At 43.4% G+C, this 19,206-nt stretch carries 18 protein-coding genes; 2 read left to right on the plus strand and 16 right to left on the minus strand.

Annotation, left to right across the window (positions count from 1 at the left end):
• Window positions 1–67: 67 nt before the first annotated feature.
• The 4 genes from BVU_RS14155 to BVU_RS14170 form a co-directional block, all read right to left on the minus strand.
• On the minus strand, window positions 68–601 hold the full coding sequence (locus BVU_RS14155; protein ID WP_011965742.1) for a hypothetical protein: 534 nt from the start codon (window positions 599–601) through the stop codon (window positions 68–70).
• Between the two features lie 3 nt (window positions 602–604).
• On the minus strand, window positions 605–1,003 hold the full coding sequence (locus BVU_RS14160) for a D-Ala-D-Ala carboxypeptidase family metallohydrolase (protein ID WP_011965743.1): 399 nt from the start codon (window positions 1,001–1,003) through the stop codon (window positions 605–607).
• Window positions 1,000–1,386, minus strand: coding sequence for a hypothetical protein (locus BVU_RS14165; protein WP_005846666.1), 387 nt, complete (start codon window positions 1,384–1,386; stop codon window positions 1,000–1,002). The genes BVU_RS14160 and BVU_RS14165 overlap by 4 nt, the downstream gene beginning before the upstream one ends.
• Before the next feature lie 281 nt (window positions 1,387–1,667).
• Entirely contained in the window at window positions 1,668–2,891 is a 1,224-nt protein-coding gene (locus tag BVU_RS14170; RefSeq protein ID WP_011965744.1) for a site-specific integrase, read from the minus strand.
• A gap of 110 nt (window positions 2,892–3,001) precedes the next feature.
• Between BVU_RS14170 and BVU_RS14175 the strand changes: the two genes are divergently transcribed.
• Entirely contained in the window at window positions 3,002–3,241 is a 240-nt protein-coding gene (locus tag BVU_RS14175; protein WP_011965745.1) for a pyocin knob domain-containing protein, read from the plus strand.
• Between the two features lie 36 nt (window positions 3,242–3,277).
• Window positions 3,278–3,673, plus strand: a complete 396-nt coding sequence (locus BVU_RS14180; protein WP_041174461.1) for a hypothetical protein — start codon at window positions 3,278–3,280, stop codon at window positions 3,671–3,673.
• Between the two features lie 385 nt (window positions 3,674–4,058).
• On the opposite strand, the gene BVU_RS14185 is transcribed toward BVU_RS14180, so the two are convergent.
• The 12 genes from BVU_RS14185 to BVU_RS14250 form a co-directional block, all read right to left on the minus strand.
• Window positions 4,059–4,328 carry a pyocin knob domain-containing protein gene (locus BVU_RS14185; protein WP_229108267.1) on the minus strand — a complete coding sequence of 90 codons (270 nt, stop codon included), beginning with the start codon at window positions 4,326–4,328 and terminating at the stop codon, window positions 4,059–4,061.
• A 36-nt stretch (window positions 4,329–4,364) separates the two neighbouring features.
• Window positions 4,365–4,937, minus strand: coding sequence for a hypothetical protein (locus BVU_RS21050; protein WP_011965748.1), 573 nt, complete (start codon window positions 4,935–4,937; stop codon window positions 4,365–4,367).
• A 12-nt stretch (window positions 4,938–4,949) separates the two neighbouring features.
• A complete protein-coding gene (locus BVU_RS14195; protein ID WP_005853467.1) occupies window positions 4,950–5,447 on the minus strand; it encodes a hypothetical protein in 498 nt (165 codons plus the stop codon).
• Between the two features lies 1 nt (window position 5,448).
• Window positions 5,449–5,721, minus strand: a complete 273-nt coding sequence (locus BVU_RS14200; protein WP_005853470.1) for a hypothetical protein — start codon at window positions 5,719–5,721, stop codon at window positions 5,449–5,451.
• Window positions 5,722–5,735: 14 nt separating this feature from the next.
• The gene (locus tag BVU_RS22830) at window positions 5,736–9,818 is read right to left on the minus strand and encodes a hypothetical protein (RefSeq protein WP_011965749.1); all 4,083 of its coding nucleotides are present in this window, start codon (window positions 9,816–9,818) and stop codon (window positions 5,736–5,738) included.
• Complete coding sequence (locus BVU_RS14220) at window positions 9,815–10,642, minus strand: hypothetical protein (protein ID WP_011965750.1); 828 nt, start codon at window positions 10,640–10,642, stop codon at window positions 9,815–9,817. The genes BVU_RS22830 and BVU_RS14220 overlap by 4 nt, the downstream gene beginning before the upstream one ends.
• Before the next feature lie 3 nt (window positions 10,643–10,645).
• A complete protein-coding gene (locus BVU_RS14225; RefSeq protein ID WP_011965751.1) occupies window positions 10,646–13,324 on the minus strand; it encodes a hypothetical protein in 2,679 nt (892 codons plus the stop codon).
• 160 nt (window positions 13,325–13,484) lie between these two features.
• Window positions 13,485–13,817, minus strand: a complete 333-nt coding sequence (locus BVU_RS14230; protein WP_011965752.1) for an SH3 beta-barrel fold-containing protein — start codon at window positions 13,815–13,817, stop codon at window positions 13,485–13,487.
• Between the two features lie 105 nt (window positions 13,818–13,922).
• Window positions 13,923–14,408: an RNA polymerase sigma factor gene (locus BVU_RS14235; protein WP_011965753.1), complete on the minus strand. Its 486-nt coding sequence runs from the start codon at window positions 14,406–14,408 to the stop codon at window positions 13,923–13,925.
• Window positions 14,405–14,674 carry a hypothetical protein gene (locus BVU_RS14240; protein WP_011965754.1) on the minus strand — a complete coding sequence of 90 codons (270 nt, stop codon included), beginning with the start codon at window positions 14,672–14,674 and terminating at the stop codon, window positions 14,405–14,407. The genes BVU_RS14235 and BVU_RS14240 overlap by 4 nt, the downstream gene beginning before the upstream one ends.
• Window positions 14,675–14,774: 100 nt before the next feature.
• Window positions 14,775–15,344 carry a hypothetical protein gene (locus tag BVU_RS14245; RefSeq protein ID WP_011965755.1) on the minus strand — a complete coding sequence of 190 codons (570 nt, stop codon included), beginning with the start codon at window positions 15,342–15,344 and terminating at the stop codon, window positions 14,775–14,777.
• On the minus strand, window positions 15,341–19,204 hold the full coding sequence (locus BVU_RS14250; RefSeq protein ID WP_011965756.1) for a phage tail tape measure protein: 3,864 nt from the start codon (window positions 19,202–19,204) through the stop codon (window positions 15,341–15,343). The genes BVU_RS14245 and BVU_RS14250 overlap by 4 nt, the downstream gene beginning before the upstream one ends.
• Window positions 19,205–19,206 lie beyond the last annotated feature (2 nt).

Here is a 19,206-nt window from a genome sequence, read left to right on the forward strand (position 1 = left end):
AAGATAACAAAAAAAGTCCCGACTCATCACGAGCTGGGGCAGTCCAATTTATAAATTTAAAGTCTTATTATGAGGAATCATTATTACGCCAATGTTTTTTCGTCACCAGCCCAACAATAATCAGTACGGTTACACAAACACAGGCAAAACCTATTTGTTTAAGCAGCGTGGATTCTTTTTTCTCTTTTATGGTTTCTGACCGGTTTTCCTCACGGGTATTGGAAGTGGTTTCCTTGTCAGCTTTCACTTCCGTACTGTCTTTGGTTGCAGTTTCCTTCTTTCTATTCTTGCTGAAATCACCTTCTACGTGACCATCAGCCAGTAACGGAGGTTTCCCGGTCAGGCTGTCGGGCGGTTTTCGGGTATCATAGATACGAAAATCAATCACATAGTTACTATTAGTGGTAATGAGTTCGCTCAAAGAAGTACTTGATCCGTGTATGATGTTGACAGATTCACGTGTACTATCTTTCTGTATAATCTCAGTGTCTGAATTGACAGATTTATACGAGCTGCCACATGATCCGAACAACAGGAACAGACACATGAAAGGAGCCAGCAATATGTGCCGGCTTATCCAGTTCATAACTCTAACCAACATAGTCTACAACTTAAGAACTTGCATCCTGTTATTTCCGTCAGCCCGATAACTGACGTGCACCCAAGCGAAGTTAGACTCGTCAATCAATTGATCATAGGGCAGGTTCTTGCGGATATATTCAAATAACAGCTTGTTTTGCTGTCTGTCTCCAGTGTCAATATCAGCAGCTTCCCCCTTCATGTGCTGCGAGGTCTTACTTCCCTTGACGGCCGCATTAAGTTCCGGACAGCGATAACCACTGTTTACTGTTATAGGCTTTCCCCACCATGTGCGTAACGGGTCCAGTACGTTGTCCACCAAGGCAGTCAGAGCAGTCACATGCTCCTGTCTGCATCTGTTATTGATACCCAAGCGGTCAGCAGTTGTTGACTTGCAGAGTTCCGCAATCGTAAAAAACTTCATTTCTTTTCCTCCTTATCTTTAATTAATGTAGCCCTGCGTGGTGGAATACGACGGCCGCATTCGCTGTCGGGCCTGTCACAACGGTTATGTTCGGCATCTTTCAATTGCAGTTCCAGCTCGTGGCACTTATGAATCCATGCCAGCTTATCAGACTGTTCATTACGAAGCTCAACGTATAACGCATCAATCTTGGCGTCACGCTGGGCGATACGTTCTTCCAGCCAGTCAACCTGCTTGCGCTCGTTCTCATCCTCCATTGAATCGGCGGACGCATCCTCTTTCCGTGCGTTAGTCTTGCGGTTCACCCAGAACGTGACACCCCAACGGACAGCCTCCAATCCTCCGAAAGCCCCGATTATAGCCAACCAGTCGTTTAATTCCATTCTGTCTATTGTTTATCTGATTATAATACTACTTCAAAGATATGTCTATTTACTTACGTCATTGTTGCAGAATTACTTAAATCCATTGCCACGATATGACAATAAAAAAGAGCCTGATGACAATATTTATTGCCATCAAGCTCCTGGTTACACTGCAAAGATAGTGAAAACTATTCCATATTCAATCCATATTGAAAAAAATAATCAGGAGCAATATTTCGATTATCCGAAGAAATTAAAGAGTCACAATATTAATAGAAAACAAATAGGAAACATGAAATCTACCGGTTGTCTATAAAATCAGATGTTCTCAAGCCTTTATCAGGAAACATCTTTACTTTTTTCCTTTTCCTTTGAACATTTTTCAAGTCACGCACAATGGTGCTGGAAAGTACCTCCGAATAAATCTGTGTGGTCTTTACGGAAGTATGTCCGAGCAGCTTCTGGACTGTTGTAATCGCAACTCCCTGATGAACCAGCAGGGTGGCACAGGTATGACGGCTCACATGGTAGGTTATCCGTTTTTTGATACCACACAATCCGGTCAGCTTTCGAAGCTGCTTATTCACTTCCGAGTTACAGGGTAGGGATACAAGACTACCTATATCCGGATAACGGTCAAGAATGCCCAATGCCCTGCTTTCAAACAGCAGATGTAACGGCAGACGGATTTCCACCCCTGTCTTGACGGATTTGAAGTACAGCCACCGTTTGCCGTTTACTCTAATGAAATTCTCAGGTGTGAGCTGGCAGAAGTCAGAATAGCGCAATCCGGTATAACAGCAGAACAGGAAGGCATCGAGCACATGGCGCATGGACTTCTCTTCCACTTCGACCGTTTCCAGCTTCTTCAGCTCGTCCGGGGTAAGAAACTCATGTCTGCCTTTCTCCTGTTTGATTTTGTACTTTCTGAACGGATAAGCGTCCGCGTGCATATATCCCTGGTTGATTGCCTCATTGACCAAGGTACGGAGCTGTCTCATGTGCTTGGCTATCGTATTGACCGCATTGCCCTTTTCCCTTAAATATTGCTCAAAATCACGAAGGAATGTATAGGTAAGATCCTTGAAGTCCAATCCGGAACGGAAGTCATTCAGGACCGCCAGTGTCGAGTGCAGGTTGTCCTTGGTGGACTGCTTCTTGTCCGAATTGTCAATGGCTGATTTGGCGAAAGTGGAGAAGCTGACATTCACGGCACTTTTCTTCTTGACAGCATCCTTCAGTAGTGAGAGTGTGGCAGGTATTCCGCGCTTCCAATACCCCAACTCTATGCCTTGCAGATACAGGATGTATTCATAGAGCATTGCGTTGAGTTCGTTAGATTGGGGGTGGTTAATGACTTGTGCCCCCTCACGGCTCCAGCACTCCGGTTTGAGGTAAACATTGGTCTTCAGGTAGATTTTCCTTTGGTTCAAATAGGCTTCAACCTGTACAAGGGCCGTGCCTTGCTTATTCAGTTTCTTTTGGCGGTTAAAGACCAACCTGTATCGTATCTTCTCTAGCATATTTTTATTTTAAATTTAGCTATTTCCTCCAAAATAATCAAATTCGACAATATTAATCTTATAATCTTGACCTGGGAGAACTAATGAACAGTTTGAAGCTGTTCCCTTTCATGAATAAAGGGAGATTAACAGGAACAGATGACTTAAATAATGTATTAACATCAGGAATCTATGAAATTAGTGCCCCTACAACAGGGGTACTAAATGGGAAAGATATTCAATACGGAATCTTAATAGTATTCTCAGCAGGACAAAGAATACAGTTATTAGGTAATGGCTTATACGGAAATGCATATTTTAGGACAGGTAGAGATAATGGAAGATGGTATGATTGGGTATCTATATATTGACATAAAATCTATTCGAAACGAGAGCTGGGAGAACTTTTGCCACTTTCGACAAATACTAATAAGGGATTAACAAGGAGAACAGCATATTTTGATTTAATTCAAGGCAAATTATACAAGATAGCATATAAAGAGGAACTATATGTATATAAACCTGTAATATGCTTACTATATGTGCTAAGAAATGGAATATCGTCTTGCTATGTAGCTTCATTAAGTGGGTATCGTAATGGAGTTTCCCATTTTAAATTGATATGTGGAAATGATATCCAATTTAAGCTGTATCAAAAGTTGAATAGCGCTAATTATTTTGACATCATGCTGGAATGCCCTGATAATTCAGCTGGCATTATGGAGATAAAAGCCATGGATGATTTAACGGTTATTGAAACGACAGAACCATTAAGGGATTGGCAACAAATTGCAACAGAATAATAGCATAAGTTGAGAGCTGGGAGAACTCATCGGGATAAATGATACGTGGTTAAGGTTCAGAGATCAGAAAGGAATAGAATCTCAAGACGAATTAGATTCTATGCAATATAGCGGAATATACTTACTATCACAAAATTCAAAATTAGAATATGTCCGTAATCGTGTATTAGTTGTAATCGGCAAACCTAATATCTGTTGTATTCAGAATCTATATAATTATAGCGGAGATATTTATAAATATCGAGTGAAATGGTTTAGTAACAGTTGGGGTAATTGGCAAACCGTATCTTTGACATGATTAAAAAACGGGTGGTCCGGTACAAGCCGGTGCCACCCGATCCTGATATGCACAACGCCATGTGCGGTGCAAAGGTAATCCATGTTTCTAAGAAGCCAATACAAAAGACCTAAAATCTCCCCATACCCCATTATAATTACGGCGGAAACCAACAACATCCTCACCTAGACGGAATGTCATTTGAATGACATATCCTTGTCCATCGTTAAAAACTATCATTATGGAATAATTTGAAACAACACTAATTCCGTCTCGTCCGAATACATGATACATTCCGCTTGCAGTTGCACTATTTACCTCTTCGTCTGTACTTAATATACCTTTGGGCATAAACGGGAACAGCTTCAAACTATTCATCAGTCCTCCCAGGTCGGTTACGAAGTAAATTTTATGTCAATTATTACTGTGAATTATTATCTTAGGATCTTCCCAAGTTGAAACGTCTGGATAATTCCTTTTTCTAAATATTAATGTTCCGTCTATTGCTATTCCGAAGATGAAAACAGCATCTTCTAATTGTTTTATAACCAATCCTTGAACGACATTACCGTAGAATCCTTCTCCAGCAAAAGCATTGAAATTGGAAACGAAAGGTTGAATTGTTTTTATAGGCATTTCATTTACAAAATCCGTAAATTCACTCCATGAAGAAAACGATTTTGTTCCCTTCGGATTTCCCAACAGTTCTCCCAGGACTTTCGCGGCAGCCGAAGAAGATGTCAAAGTTGGGTTCTTGGAACCGTCCAAAGTACGGAGCCAAGAGAAGGTGTCGGACTGGGGCAACTGGTCCTCAAACTCATCTGTTCCGGCTGCCGCAGCGGCAGCAAATGTTGATATTTCTGATGCAGCGGAAACAATCCGTGCGGAAACTAATTCTGTCATCTCATCGACGGTCACCTGTCGTTCGTTGCCGTTTTTATCCACAGCTTTAAAGCCAACTATATTTTCTAAATTCAAATCACTCATAATATCCAAATTTTATAAAGTTCTTATATAAGTTTTCCACGCTTTTGAAGTGCCGCCAATCGATTTGTACAGCTTCTTCCTGCCACCTTTTATCTTGTACCGGGAAAGGTTGCTTCCGTCATAGTTCACGGGATAATCCAAATTGCCCTCGTTGGCATACGCCTCCATTTCGTATGAGATGGTATAATATGCCGAACTCGCAGGATGGCAGATAGGGTTTCCCTTAACCCACTCGACAAAATACCGCCAGTAGTATTTTACCCATGAGCCGATAACCTGTGCCTGACGCAAGTGTATGGTTTCGTGCGTCATACTCTCCTTACCCGCATAGGTCTGCATATACCTATCTATGTTCTCCTTGTTCTCGGCACGGTATATCATCCGTCCGCACCACATCATGAAACGGTATCTCTTGAAAGGATAATGCTTCATGGGAAGCAGCTCAGGAGTATCAAAATCACCCGGCTTGCTTGAGAACAGCATCTTGATTAATTGCCATAATTCTTTCATACTACTCCTTCTTTTTATCCAGATAATCATTCAGTGAGTCCGCCAGCAGACCGGGCAGCATGGAGGTGGAGCGTCTTATGATATCCACCTCCTCTTCGTCAAGTTCCACACCATCTACAGTCGACTTGAAGATTTTCTCCGCAAGGAGATGCGCCTTCAAGCCCGCTACGTTCTTATATATCCAGTCACCGAAGGCCTCAGTGATGTTACTGGCTATAAGCTTTTCTTTTTTAATCCCATCATAAATAGGGAATTGTGCAAAATTTATTCTCATACTTTATATTTAAATTATCCGCAATAAAACATAACCCAATAATTACCCATACACTTAATGAAGCCGGATGCAAAATCCAAATCAATATAAGACACCTCCTGTCCTCCGGGAGCAGGCAGGATCCGTCCTCCTGTCAATCTTACTCCGCCGCTCATACGTTTGAAGTATATAGTATGTCCCGGAACATCCGGAGGAAGCGTCACTTCTATATTGTCTCTATTAATAAACATCACATTATCATCGTTGTTGTTCAATGAAGCTTTGACAGAGATATTCCTCCAGTTGCCAACTATGCCACGAAGAGAAACATAGCTGTCATTGTTCGGATGAAGGAAAATGTTACCTCCCTCCACGAATAGAGGAATGCTCGGAGTCTTGATGTGCATCCCGATCATGGCATTTGGACTCTGTATGTCAATTCCAGCATCATACTTAATCCCTTCAATGGTGACAAACTGCGTGTTTCCCCCGATTCTTACGTTTGCAAATGTCCTTTCGTTATAAAACTCAATTTGTCCGGCAGACAAATTGAAACCGACGTATTTATTTGTTTCATTTTCATAAAGGATCTTTGAGGACAATATTCCCGAAGCGATGGAGAACGGACCGATACGTCCTTTATCCGCTGTGATTGTTCCTGTAATCTCTGCATTCTTACATTTAAAATACCCGGTTACGCCGTTGATAAGAAGAGTTTCACCTTTGTCATTAAAAGATTTGAGAACCTTGTCTTTGAACATGAAGCCGGCTACATTCGCACCATCGGCAAACAGGGTGTCAGTGGCGATATTCACAAACTTCTGCATAGCTTCCCAATTGGAATCACCGTTGACAGATGTGGGTGCAGCGGTAACGGAAGCGCCGTAATTTTTTACAAGGAAATTATAATAAACTCCCCCTATCAGATATATGACCTTATCCCGGTAATCCGCATTCCAGACGTAAGTCTGTCCGGAAGCCCATACGCCTCTGTCACGGGGAAACGCCCCTGTTGCTCCTGTCGCTCCTATGGAACCATCATTTGCAACACCCACCCCTTTTTCAGCGACAAAATTATTATTCCATGCGTTTGCGTCCGACGCGGATTTATAAGCCCGGACGGCAAACTGGGTGTATCCGGCTGTCGCTGGAACGGATATCTGATTGCTTAGGGTAGCACCTACGTGAGCCAGCCAGCTTCCGTTGTATTTGCGGGCTGCCAGATAAAGCGTGCTGCACGTGCTTACATTGCCTGCCACATTCTGTTTGCAAGTGACAAGGAATCCAGACGGGGATGGCGTGCCTGTTGAAGTGAAGTTGATCACGCTGACAGGACTGTCCAGCCAGTAGGATGCCGACGGTCCGACGGGAGCAACCATCTCCTGCCAGTCCGCATGTACCGTCCGGTTCGCAGATCTGCCGGCGAGGATGTATCCGCCGTCTCTTTTCCTGCGGAGTCTGCCGTTTCTGAACTTGGCGATTTTAATCGGAGGGTTGGAGGTTTCAACCTTGCTTAAGTAAGATCCTCCGGCAAACGATACTGTACTGTTCTTGGCATACGGAGTATTGGCGGATTCCCAATGACCGGCTGCTGTGATGCTCTCACCATCCTTTCCGTCACTGCCGTCCACAACCATCGGGACAGTTTCGACATCAACCGCCTGACCGTTCACGTAGAACACGAACTTCAAGCTACTGGTAAAATTACCGGAAGCCACCCCGACACCATCACCGATGGGAACCTCGGCCGCACCGTCACGACTGTACTTTAACTCCCCGTCCGTTGTGGCCGTAGTGACCGCACCGACTGTCTTCATACGCCGACAGGATACCGAAGCTACACTGTAACCGCCGTTCTTGTTCTTGCTGACCATCGTGGCCGAAGTGACAAGGCTATAAATTACCGCATCGGAACCGTCCGCCCCGCCACGGACACCGGTTATCTTGAAAGTCAGTTCACGGGTATAGAGCTGCCCGTTCTTCATTGCAGCCAGTGTGATGGTGACCGTATTCTGTTCCGGAACCGACTTTCCGGCAGCGACGGATATCGCCACCGCTCCGGTGGCCTTGCTTGTGCTTGCCGTGAAACCGGCAGGCGTGCTGACTGTTAAAGTCTCAAGGGTGAGTTTCTCGGTACCGTACCACATGGATACATGGGTAGTCCATGACTGTGCGGAAGTAGTAACACCGGTACTGGTAAGAGCGACGCTCACCATCTCATTGTCAAGGTCGGCCATGATATTCGACTCCCCGTCCTTACTCCAACGGTGCACAGGGGCCGGAGTGCTCCATTCACTCCATACTCCATCACGCTTCACACGTTTGCACGCCCATTCCACCTGATGGTCTGCATCCACGCCAAGAAAATCATCTGTCCAGCCTTCCGGTATATAATCATCCTGCTGCTTCGAATCCGGCTTGTCAGGGGTAAGGCCGATGATGTTGGTACGGGTGTAGATCCACTCGTAACCTTTGCCGTCCTTACCGTCAGTCCCGTCTTTGACCATGACCATCCACAAACCATTCCGGTATATGTAAGTACAATGGTCAGCCGTATTTCGGTAGCTGTCACCCTCCTTGGGATTGGACGGATGGGATGCGAACTCACCCAAGAAGGTGATACTCTCACCTTTAAGTTCACGACCGTCCAGCAGCATCTCCCAGTCTTCATGCACGGTCCAGTCGGCTGATTTCCCGGCAAGGATATAACCGCCATCCTTTTTCTTTCGATAATTGCCGTTCCTGAACCTTGCAATTTTAATCGGAGGATTGGATGTTTTCACCTTGGAGATAAAAACACAGCCCGCCAAAGTGACCATGGTATTGACCTCGTATGGGGTCTTAGAGGATTCCCAATGACCGCCACCTATTACAGACAGTCCCGGATCACCCTTGTCACCTTTGGCGGCTGATACAAGCCAGTCCGGATTGTTTTCGGATGGCTCGGAAGTAGTGCCCTTGTCATTGACGCACAACCATGTGGAACCGTTATGGGGCACACGGGAATAATACGCATACTTCCTGCCCGGCTCCCAGCTAGGGAAGTCGATAGGAACGCGGACTGTGCTACCGGTAATTTCATCAATTTGAAAAATCAATCCCGTCATGATGATATCCTGCAATACTGCCGAGAACCTGTCGCAGTTGATCCCGTTGATGGTCATACCCTTCTTCTTGCCGAACCAGCTCTTCATCTGTGCCGGCTCCGGGTCCCAGGTGTTGGCATTGTCAACAAGGGTGATGCAGCAGTTACCGTCACGCACGTCTATGATGATATAAGTCTGACGCTCCTTGTCGGTGAAGTTCCCCGTCTGTCCGAGACGCATCTCGTTATGGGGAACGAACTCATATCCGGGACGCGGAACCATCACGAATGTATTCTCGTCGTAATCTGCGGAAGTGATACGGTACTGTATTTTTCTGAAACCAATAAAGTCACCGGTAGTGACGCTTTTGTCATGCCAGAAGCCCAGGAGGATATCGTCCGGCTTCTGTCCCAGCGGTACACCATCCTCCAGATCAGGGGTGACAGTATAGCTGCCGTCACTATTGGCGACAAAGCTTTTTATCTTCAGCCCTCCGCCGGGACTTATAGTATTATATCCTTCAAAATAGGTCTGACGGTTGAAACGAAGTTCTGGTACACTCAGAGAGCTGCGCAGGACCAGAGCCTCCAGCTCGGCACGGGCGTCCTCACCGATGTAACCGCCCTGAACACCGGTGATAAAGTCACCGACAGTAAGACTTTTACCTATTTTTGCCCCACCCAAGAGTTTTAGTAGATATTTTGTTTCATCATCCTGATCCTTACGTAGGTATATTTTTTTAAGTTCTTCAAGCGCTTTAGAGATTTCAAACAGGACACGAAGAGATGAGAATACATTGTTGTCGGTGGGGATTGTTTCATTATCCAGTTTGGAAATAATCTCAAGATAAATGCCATAGCCACGGATGAACTTGCGTAAATCATCTAATGAAACTTTGCGCCCGCTGTTCAGTTCCAGAAAATCCATGCCGGTTAACACATTGGTTTGTGTCAACTGGTCTATAGTAAGGCTGTCAGCTTTTAGCTTAGCTATGATCTTATCGGTGAGTTCCTGTAATTCAAGTTCCGTCATACAGTCAATATTTTATTGGCAACTTTTCTAAAACTTTTGTCATCAACCCGACGTATCTTTATCAGGTTCTCGCTTTCTGTATAGTCCACAATCTTTATATCCTGCAGTATCTGTTTGAAGATATAGCTCTTATAACCCTCAATAGGCTGGCTCATTTCAGGGACATTGGCATCAGCCCGTATAAAGCGTTCCCCTTCAAAATAGACATAAGTACAGCAGAGGATTCTGTTCAGTAACTCTCCGAACCATACGGGACATCCTTGTGCGTTACCAAGCGTGAATGTCTTCTGGGTAGTTTCCAATGCGTAAATTTCAGACAGATTGTTATCATATGTGGTGAACTGTTCATTATTCACACCGAATACCCAGTTGTCATCCATGAAACCGCCGGGAGCACGCCAGTCAAAGAAATACTGAGTGTCGGAAATCCAAAAGACAGCATCCTGTCTTTGTCGGTTGTCCTTCATCGAATACTGTATAAGGGTGGTTCGGGATAATTCAGACGTGTCAGACGTGATACGGAAAGGTTCGGAAACCATCCCGTTGATATCAATGCGGTAACATCCTTCAGCCAGTGCGGTCAGAACATGATAATAAATCTTATCAGTATGGTTCATGCTCCATATTTGCCAGTCAATGACTGTTTCATGACCGGTCACTATGTTGATTACCTTGCCTGTAATCGGTCGTGATTCGGAGCGTGTTATAACCTGTATCATGACTTCATCAGACGGGGCGAATATTTGCATATATTTGCCGGAAGCCCTGCACATATCTGTAGAAGGCTTGAAAAAAATAGGAGTGAACGGACTTACTATATACATAATTTACACTATCTCTATCAATTCATATTTAAGTGCTTCGGTTTCTTGCGGCTTGACATCCAGAGACATGAGATTCCCCTTGAAAATCATTCCGTTCCATTCTATCTGTACAATCGTATTGTTCCAATCTTCCGGAAAAATGAAGCTGTCTGTGGAAAATTTGATATTTCCAGGACCGAATAGCGGGTCATCCAAGGAGACGTCCGTATTCACAGCCCTGTCATCCAGTTTGATGCCGGCATTACCTTCAGTTGATGCGAACTTTAACAGGCTGGTGAAGGAAGCCAGATAACGTTTGTTCGCCTCAATCATATAGACAGGAGCCAGCGGTGCATTGAATACGCTGTTGGTATAGGCACCCTCAACCATAATGGTTCGGTCTACAATATATTTTCCCCCGTTGTTGATGCATTTTACGGCAAACACCTGTTTATCGCTGTCAGAACTGCTTGTTTCCTCACCCCGTTTCCCTATGAGCTCTTCAAATCCGTAACAATCGGCACGGTATGGGGATATAAGCGACAGTTTGCTGTTGTTCAGTGTTACACCTGTTGTATAGGTGGTGCTGAAATTGAACTCATCATTGCCATTGTTTCCAAGATCATAATCCTGTTTCTCATAGCCAATTTCAATTTCGGAATAAATCCGGCTGCTGTCAACGGAGTATTCAGGCTCTGATATGGAGTGTATGGTTTTCAGATTGGTACTTCCGAAAACCTCATCACGATGCTTGAATACGACATAAGGAACCTTCTCACCCTCATTCACGTTTTCCTTCAAAGTGCATTTCATAAGGCTGGTACCGACAATCACATAATATTGCTCATTTGTAAAAAATACCATATCCGTTCTGGCGCGGTCCGCAATGTTATAATTGGATGAACCGGTGAAAGAACTGTAATATTTGTCATTGTCCGAATACATGAATTGTTTGCTTCTACGTACATACAGGATATTGGATTCATCCACTGGACCTGTGAATGAACCGGAGTCAGTCTCAACGGAGATTATTGTCCCTCCGAAAGTCTGTACACCCTCATAGTCGGATAGTCCGATATCATAAAGCTGGCATTCGAGTAACGAGGTCTTTTTTGAACCGTCATCATAAACTGCATGATAATACATATCATCCACTGTATCATGATAGTATCTGTCTTCGTGCACTTTATATGATTTGTTGGCATTGTCGTAAACCTGATATCTTTCATAACCGGGGAAATTGGGGGAACGGTCAAGAGTGATGGAAGCATACACAATGGCTAGGAAGTAACCGTCTGTGGTTGAGAAATGTAGGGTGAAATTATCTGTTATGGATGTAATATTTGCTTTGTATGTGGTAAATCCTTCAAAATCATGACTATTGTTTAGTATGTCCGCATAGGGCAGGTCGGTATTGGGCCGGCTTTTCATTTCAATGGTATAAACATATCCGAATACGGTTTCCATCCATTCACAGAACTTGCTGAAGGAGGAATAAATTTTCGCTTTCTCAAAGTTTCGTATGCTTTCGGCTGCCACAAGACGGGAACCGTTCAACCGCCAGTTGTCCTTTTCTGTAAAGGCGTTTGATATATATGTGCGGATGGTCGGTTTGATGCTGCAATAAATACGTTCGCTGTTGGCGCTAATGGACTCCAGTAGGCGGCTGAGCAATTTCAAGGGTGATATCACATCAATATTGACAGGATCGCCCAAGTCATTCCATGATGTGATACCGGTATTATTATGAATTCTGACCGTTCTTCCATCTTGAACGGACATACGCTGATGGTTGAATATAGCGTATTGCAATCTCTCACCGGCAAGTAGCTTCCCGCTCCATTTGACTGCGCTTGTGTTCGTATTCGCATCAAGACCCAGAAGATTTGAGTAACCGCATGTCAGAAGCTGTATATTGCCTGATGTGGTTATTTTACATAGTACATGACCGAATTTTTTAGATTCTATGTAAAAGTTGGAAAAATCTACTGTCACATAATTATCTTCGATGCATTCCAGAAAAAAAGATGAGGTGCATGAGTTTGCAGGAAATCCCCATCCGCAATCTGTTCCGAATTTCAAGAAGGTTTCTTCCTGGTCCATTGTGACAAAAGAACGGTTGTTCACTTCATTGGTAACGGTATAATTTACATACGGAATCCACCACCACGCATCTTTAGGGATAAATTTTTCCATATATTCCTTGTCTTCCACGGTTTCCCCGATAATTTGGAAGGAAACCTCATTACGGATACGCACACCATCATAATTCAAAGGAATGTCTTCACGCATCTCAGATACAGGATACTCATATATTGTACCTTTATTCGCCTTTATCAATGCGGCGGCGGAGTTATCTATACAGCCTATTCTTGCCCGGTATGAATCATATCTGAATGTGGAGAAGTCATGGGGACATTCAAAAAGTTTGTTGTAGGTCCAGTTATTGCTGATGCCATAAACGGCAAAGGAGGCCAGTGATTTTAATTTGTCCTTGTTATATAATGAAATGAACCGCTCTCTGGCTTCCTCAACGAATTCTATCGTACTGCCACATTTACGGACAACACCCCCCAAATCCACACGGCTGTATGTGGTCTTTATATCACTGATATTGGCAATCATACGTGATACGTCGATACAACTGTTGCCAGCTGTATCGACCGTATCGGAACCAATCATCAGATAATATTTGCAAATCATACAATCATAGTTTTACTTTCGGACAAATATAGAGAAAAAGCCGGCCGATGCTCCGGCTGGCTTTAATCTTGGAAATTCTTGGAAAGTATGACTGTAAATTAATATATTGATAATCAGTGAGATTTTCTTCTAGTGGAATGGAATGCGATTTTATTCAGACTTAATAGACTGTAATCAGATTCTCTATCCTGAAGCATCTCATTTCGTTCTTTCGGGCATCAAAATAAGCGAATGTCTTATAGCTGGGTTTCGTTATTCTTTTACCTCTTACGGTAGCGCCGGCAGGGAGGTTCATCAAAGTGCCTTCGGTGTATCTGATGGAGCCGTCTGTCTTTTCATAAGCGAATCTGACTGTTTCAGTTCTCATTTTCTTAGCCAGCCTGTAGAGTTCCCATGCCTTGAGCATACAATATCTCCAGCTCTTTCCCGTAGCTTTTAATAACTGGTGTGCATACTTCATTACCCTCACTCTGAAATTTGTTCTTGTTTCCATAAGTTCTGTTTTTGGTTTGACTTGTTGTTTTTTATTGTACTATAAAGATAATCATAATAAACAAGTTTTACAAACAGGAACTCTTCCATTTAAAATGTACGAACTCTATTTAACGGTTAAATCCAGTTCGTTCCTCAGCAGTTCCCGACCGTAAGAGATACGGCTTCTTACGGTATTTACTGGTATTCCGACCATTTTGCCTATTTCTTTGTATGAATATCCGTGTGCGTAGTAAACCACACAGTCCATACAGCAGGTTCTGTTATGGCATCTCCTTATTGCAGCCTGAATGTCATGTACCATCAAGTCATCAGAGGCTTGATTATGGGAGAATATCTCTTTAATGTTGTCACACCCCACAAATCGGATTAGTGATCTTCGATTATAGGCAGTGATATAGGTGTTCAGCATGATAACCTCACACCAGGGTTTCAGAGCCCTGCCCTCCTTGAATTTTTCTTTATTGCTTAAAACCTTATAGATGGTGTCACCGACAAGATCCTCGATATCGCATACGGATGAACAGTATCTTCTTGCTATTTTGAAAAGCCATGGATACAAATCTGCTATCTCACGATTGAAATCAGTCATTTTTTCACAATTTTAAGGGTGAATAATGATAATTCCTCACTCAGATTCTTTTCAAGCTCAAGATGATACATCTGCGCCTGTTTTAATAATTCACTTGCGGAATTTTCCAGTTTGTCGATAAGCGTGTCAATATTCCTTTCAGAGTGGCGGAGGGTGCTTTTCAATTCTGATAACTCGGAAATAATCCTGTTGCATTTCTGATCCAAACGATCCAGACCCGGCAATATGAGAGCAGCCAGGGCATTAACTATTCTTTTATTATTCATAAGTAAGTTGTTTGTAATTTCAAGAATAGTTACTAACTGTCTGTCCGAAAATTCGATACGTATTTAAAAAAGCGGGTGGAAATAAAAAGAATAAGGAGTTTTATCTGCTCCTTGTTCTTAATCTTATTTCAGTATTGGCGCGCTGGACTATGTTAGCGTAAACAGCGGCATTTATTGTATGTATGTCAATTTGCATTTTAAAATAAGTCATGACAAACGCTATTTCAGAATCAAAGGAGGCACGGATCGCATTTTCATTTATGGCAGGGTTATCTGCTACAGCCATATCCTCTGTTCTTTTTTTATAGAATTCAGCCTCATGTAACATATTCTCAACGGCCTTTTTGAGCCGGTCATCCGTCAGGTTAGCAGGGAGGCTCTCTTTTAGAGCTTCCCTCACCTGTTCGTATCCTTCAAGAATACAAAGCGATTTGCATAGTTTTAACAGGAAGATCCGGGCGTCAATCTTCAAGGCATTTTCTTTCTCAGCCATTATGGCTTTTACACCAGTTGGATTCATGAGTGTCCTGTATTCAAGGATGAACCGGGATGCAAGTTGTTTCATTTCTTTCTCAGAGGCATTCTCATTTTCTTCAAGCAACACAGAATTGTCACCACAGGACAATTCAATGAATTGTGCCAGTGACAGCTGGTTCAATCTCTCAATCATAATCTGGTTCTTTTATAAAGTTCATAATTAAAATCATAGGCATCACGATGCTGCTGCTTTGCCATCTTACGCATATCACTACGCATTCCTTTCAATTCATGGTTTAAGGAGGAGTAATCGTTGTTGACCACAATATTGTTCTCTGTTTTTCCAACGTGTTGCTGGCTGATATTGGGAAAGTCAACGGAGGACAGATGGTATAGGCCGGCATCGGGGAGTACTTGGGTCCCACGGGGAAGGTCTACAAGCGTAGGAACATCAGGTGTTATCCATGCTTTGCCACTGTAGACGACAATTTCTTTCTTGCCGCCATCGCCGACAATGGCAGGACCTCCTGTATGGTTGTCAGTTCCTTTGGCATATTTGGGAATCGGAGTTGCCATGATAGTGGCGACTTGTACAGCGCCCATGGCTCCGACTAATGCAGCCAGTACAAAATTAGGTAGTGCTTCGGTTATTGCTAGTGCTGTTGCTATGCTAGCATTGGCGATATTTGCAGCTTTATCCCAAACAGCCTGTTTATATTGGATATCCTGACGTCTTTTTTCCAATTCTTCTTCCTTTTTACGGGTCTTGTCCTCTGCGGCACGCTTTCTGGCCTGCGCTTCTTCCTCAGAAATAATTTTCTGCTCCTTTAGCAATTCTATTCTTTCTATTTCCGAGTCATGGGCATCAGTGTTCGCTTCGGACTCTTCCTCTATCTTATCCAGTTGCCCGTCATACAAGGTTCCGACCAGATCGCCGATGGTACTGACAGCCTGTGATGCTGTCTGAAGCCATTTTTTCAGATTCTTGATGCGTTCCTTGTAAGCTTTTTCTTCCGCCTTGTTAATTTTTTCAATGGCTGTAATCTCGGCATCTGCTTCCTTATTAGCCAGATCAGCTTTCAACTTACATAATTCCTCGGTAAGTTTCTTCCGGTCTTTTGCGCTTAAGTTGTCAACATTCAATTCCTGTTCAATGGCATCAATGGCGGCTTCTGTAGTTTTACGGACATAATCAAGTTTGATTAGGTATTCTTCTTCTGCATATTGCTCGGAAGACATGTTCTCTGTTTCTTTGCGTCTTTTCAGATTTAATAAATCTGTCTGGAACTGCCTGTCACGCACAGCCTGTTCGGCTGCCGCATTATCAGCAATTTGGAGAATCTGTTCGGATGCGAATTCTTCCAACAGACCCTGTCTTTTTTTCTTATACTTTTCATCAATAAGAAAGACATCCTCACCGGATTTCTCGGCGGTGTTCATCTCCTCCTCACGCTCCAGATCAAGCATCTTTATCTTAAGGTCTAGTTCTTCCTGAGTACCTTTTTGTATTATGGCCATACGATTTGAAAGATTATTTTTTTCAGCGTCTAGGGCAAATTTGATTTTAGCATCAGAGATTTCCTTTTCCATCTTTTCAGCAAGGTTATTTCTAGTAGCGCTTTCCTCCTCACTGTTACCTCTGATTGCTGCGATTTGCCTGCTATAATTCAGACTGATGGATTTAATCTGTTTTTCAAGTCCTTCATCCATCAATGCCAGTTCGCTTTGCTGATATTTCTCTTTTATGGCTAACCTTTCTTTCTCAGCTTTTTCAAGGGCTTTCTTCTCCTTGTCTGTCAGTCGGGTGGTGCCGATAGTTACATCAGTGGAATTTGATATTTTCCTGATATCCGCAATCTGTTTTTCCAAAGAAGTCACTTTAGTTACTTTATCCAGATATTCATTCCAGGTTTTTGTCTGTTCCTCGCTGAATTCGGCATTTGTCTTTTCCAGTCCAAACGCCTGTTTGAAGAATGAAGCATCTCCCATATCTTTCCATAACTGCTGGTTCTCATTATAGAATTTATTCCTTAAGGACTGTTGCTTTGATAACTCCTGCTCCAAAATGGCAATTCTTTCATTTTTGGCTTTTTCCAATGCTGTCGTTTCGTCATTCCCGGCCTTCAGATATTCATCTTTCAAACGGTTTATGGCAATAATCTCAGATTTTATGGATTCCTCCGCATAAGGGGATGCTGCTCTCTTGGCTGTTTCAACTTGCTTATCCGCAAGTTGTTCCGCGTTCATTAGCCATTCATTTATTTTGCGTATGCCATTTGTTGCCATGTCGATAAAATCCTTCATGGCTCCGGTATTGTCCATTATAGTCAGCATCAAAGATTCCCAGGCTGATGATAAGTTATACAATGCGCCTTGTACATTGTTCCCCATAGTATCGGCCATTTTATTCAAGTCATCTTCCACTCCTGTAATCTGGTCACGGAGAGGAACGATCTTGTCTGATGCGGTCAGAAAGGCGTTAAAAGCTGCCACACTTCGTTTATCGGTCATTTCCAGTGTGGAATTCAGATCAATCCCTTGTTCTTTTAATCTTTTCAATCCGTCAACCAATTCCGGTAATGTCTTAACCGGTCCACCAAGAGCTTGTGCTAATTTACCACTGCCATCAGCCAAATTCAGTAATATATTCCGGGTGGCTGTAGCCGACATGGAAGCATCAAATCCTGCGTCTGCCAGTTTGCCCAATAAGGCCAATGTGTCTTCTATTGTGAAGTTGAAGGCCTTGGCAACAGGTCCGACGATGGGCATTGCTGTCTGAAGGTAGGAAAAGGAAAGGGCGCTCTTGGTTGTTGCGACAGCCATTGCGGATACGTACCGTTCCGTTTCTTCCGTATCAGCCCCGAACATACGTAGAGCCGCACCAGCCAAAGCAGCAGCTTCCGGCAATTCAGCACCAGTAGCCTGGGCAAATTTCAGCACTCCCTCGGTCATATCAAGTATCTCTGTCTTGGAAAAGCCTAATTTGGATAATTCTATTTGCAGGTTGGTCGCTTCTGAGGCGGTGTATTTTGTCGCTTCTCCCAAACGCCTAGCATCTGCTGTCAAGTCTTTTATCTCTCCTTTGGTCGTACCCAATATGGCAGCGAGCTTACTGTTTGCCGCTTCAAAATCAATAGCTGTATTAACTCCTTGTCTGATAGCTCCTGTCAGCTTTTGAATTCCTGCAATAACCGCTTGAGCACCTAGCATTCCTTTGATCATACTGCCGACACCGATTGTTACTTGGCTTATTCCGCTGTTGAAGCTTGTTTTCAACAGATTGCCCGTACTTTTAGCAATGATTCCCATGTTCTTCATGGCGGAATTACCTCGTTGAATCTCCATCCATGCACGTTTTATGGATTCGGTATAATCACCAACAGTCATTTTCTGCTGGGTGTACCGGTCAGAATTACGCTTCACATAATCAGTATTAACCCCGATGGTGGAGTTTAGACGTCCGATAGTCTGGATATATTCCTCATCCGTGTCCCGTACAAGTTTCACAGCCTTGCGCAACAGCCTGTTCATGTCGTTAGCTTCCTGAATGCTATGGATTTCCTTGTAAGTGGCGGCAATGGCATCAGTTATAATCTTTTGACGCTCCTGTTCTGTTACGTTGGCAGATTTTTTAGCCGTATTCGAGGTTCTTTGAGCCTTTTCAACTGTAGCCTCTGCTTTGGCCAGTTTCTCCAATGATTCGGCATTTTTTTTGCTGGCATCGGTAAGCTTTTTCATCTGTGTGGCTGATAAGTTGCCACTCTTGATTTGTTCATCGAGGCTTTTGGCAACTCTCTCAGCCAATTCAGATTGTTTTTTTAATGCTGCATTCAAATCATTGGTCGCACCGTCAGCTTTTTTAGCCTGGGTTATAATGACAGCGTTTAGCTTGTCCAAGTCACCGACAACTTCGACATTCATTTTTAATCCTTTAGCCAGTTCCTTGGCTGCATCGCCGTAAATAGACTTTACTTTCTCTATTTCCAGACCAAGCTGTTTTACCTGTTCTATCTCTTTCTCATCAACAAGATCGGTTATCTTTAATTCTGTCATAA

This window comes from Phocaeicola vulgatus ATCC 8482, from assembly GCF_000012825.1.
Taxonomy (GTDB): domain Bacteria; phylum Bacteroidota; class Bacteroidia; order Bacteroidales; family Bacteroidaceae; genus Phocaeicola; species Phocaeicola vulgatus.

Coding starts and splice junctions, on each gene's coding strand:
- BVU_RS14155 (WP_011965742.1), bottom strand. CDS start 601: ATGTTGGTTAGAGTTATGAACTGGATAAGCCGGCACATATTGCTGGCT.
- BVU_RS14160 (WP_011965743.1), bottom strand. CDS start 1,003: ATGAAGTTTTTTACGATTGCGGAACTCTGCAAGTCAACAACTGCTGAC.
- BVU_RS14165 (WP_005846666.1), bottom strand. CDS start 1,386: ATGGAATTAAACGACTGGTTGGCTATAATCGGGGCTTTCGGAGGATTG.
- BVU_RS14170 (WP_011965744.1), bottom strand. CDS start 2,891: ATGCTAGAGAAGATACGATACAGGTTGGTCTTTAACCGCCAAAAGAAA.
- BVU_RS14175 (WP_011965745.1), top strand. CDS start 3,002: ATGAATAAAGGGAGATTAACAGGAACAGATGACTTAAATAATGTATTA.
- BVU_RS14185 (WP_229108267.1), bottom strand. CDS start 4,328: ATGAATAGTTTGAAGCTGTTCCCGTTTATGCCCAAAGGTATATTAAGT.
- BVU_RS21050 (WP_011965748.1), bottom strand. CDS start 4,937: ATGAGTGATTTGAATTTAGAAAATATAGTTGGCTTTAAAGCTGTGGAT.
- BVU_RS14195 (WP_005853467.1), bottom strand. CDS start 5,447: ATGAAAGAATTATGGCAATTAATCAAGATGCTGTTCTCAAGCAAGCCG.
- BVU_RS14200 (WP_005853470.1), bottom strand. CDS start 5,721: ATGAGAATAAATTTTGCACAATTCCCTATTTATGATGGGATTAAAAAA.
- BVU_RS22830 (WP_011965749.1), bottom strand. CDS start 9,818: ATGACGGAACTTGAATTACAGGAACTCACCGATAAGATCATAGCTAAG.
- BVU_RS14220 (WP_011965750.1), bottom strand. CDS start 10,642: ATGTATATAGTAAGTCCGTTCACTCCTATTTTTTTCAAGCCTTCTACA.
- BVU_RS14225 (WP_011965751.1), bottom strand. CDS start 13,324: ATGATTTGCAAATATTATCTGATGATTGGTTCCGATACGGTCGATACA.
- BVU_RS14230 (WP_011965752.1), bottom strand. CDS start 13,817: ATGGAAACAAGAACAAATTTCAGAGTGAGGGTAATGAAGTATGCACAC.
- BVU_RS14235 (WP_011965753.1), bottom strand. CDS start 14,408: ATGACTGATTTCAATCGTGAGATAGCAGATTTGTATCCATGGCTTTTC.
- BVU_RS14240 (WP_011965754.1), bottom strand. CDS start 14,674: ATGAATAATAAAAGAATAGTTAATGCCCTGGCTGCTCTCATATTGCCG.
- BVU_RS14245 (WP_011965755.1), bottom strand. CDS start 15,344: ATGATTGAGAGATTGAACCAGCTGTCACTGGCACAATTCATTGAATTG.
- BVU_RS14250 (WP_011965756.1), bottom strand. CDS start 19,204: ATGACAGAATTAAAGATAACCGATCTTGTTGATGAGAAAGAGATAGAA.